Source organism: Bartonella sp. MU70NMGDW, assembly GCF_042194085.1.
Classification (GTDB): Bacteria; Pseudomonadota; Alphaproteobacteria; order Rhizobiales; family Rhizobiaceae; genus Bartonella; species Bartonella grahamii.
Window position 1 is genome coordinate 1 of the sequence record NZ_JBHIMK010000365.1, and the last position, 1141, is coordinate 1141.

The following is a 1141-nucleotide window of genomic DNA, read 5'->3' on the forward strand; positions in this document are numbered from 1 at the left end:
AATAGTGTTGTTGTCAGATGATGATAGTGGAGGATAGTGAGTTGTTGTTTAGAGAAATTTATTCAATATAAAGAATGGCAAATAATAGCTTTGCTAGAATATCTGCTTTAACGATAATAAACAGATAGCTTTCATAGAACTGATTGTGATAAAATTTTATTTTGGTGATTTTTAATTTCAAGATGGTGAGTGTTTTACTGTATTTTAGATTTTATCAAAAGATCTAAAATATTACATTTATTAATTCAAATCATTGATGATAGGGTATTAGGAGAAGTTTTTTATTTATTCAAATTTCTTTGTTAGATATCTAGCATTTTTAATATAGAAATTGTGTACATTAGCTTATACATTAGTGTGCAATTTCTTGTTTTTTTGTTGTAGTTGAAGAAATGATGCTGTTATAGATTTCGTATACTATATCTCATTACGTCGTATTTTTATTAAAACGTTTTGATCGTTTAAATCTTAAAATTATTCTCATTTTGTTATATTTTTATTTTTTGGTGGTGAGATAAATTGAATATTATATCTCTTTAAAATTCGTATTTTTCACGTTTTTTTGAGATTAGTTTTTTGGCATTTTGTATTGCAGTTTTCAGCGGTTTTTGAGATGCACTCTTTAAAGAGATTGTCATCCTAAATGTTATTTTTAAACTTTTTGTTCTTTCTTTACATAAAATACAAAACATATTATGAAATGATGTCATTCATCAGAAAAAATAAAACAACTTTGTTTGTTTTATTCTTATTGTGTTTAATTTTATGGTTTATTTTTTTGTCAGCATTTTTTATTTTTGTTGAAAAAAAGAAAGTTTTGAAAAACAATGATAACCAAGGTATCTAACAATCACTTGTGTTCGTGTGTTTTTACAGCAGCTATTTTTTCTCTTTTGTTAAATATAAATATTGAGGCGCATTCTCATTCATTTGTATCACTGTTATGTGACGAAAACAAATTGCCTTATAAATGCAGTGATGGTTCAAAGCATACAATTAGTGATAAAGTATATAAGTTCACGGTACCTGTTAAAGAAAAGAATGGGGAGGGTAATCCTTTCATGTTGCCTGCTGCTATAGTAGTGCAGGAGCCAAATACAGTTATTCAGGCAATGCGTGTAGAGGTTGAAGCTACTGCGGG

Annotated in this window: 1 pseudogene; it reads left to right on the forward strand. The window is 27.3% G+C overall.

The window, feature by feature from the left end:
* Positions 1 to 827: 827 nt before the first annotated feature.
* Positions 828 to 1141: pseudogene (locus tag ACFIKE_RS11015) on the forward strand (autotransporter outer membrane beta-barrel domain-containing protein); the annotation flags it as partial.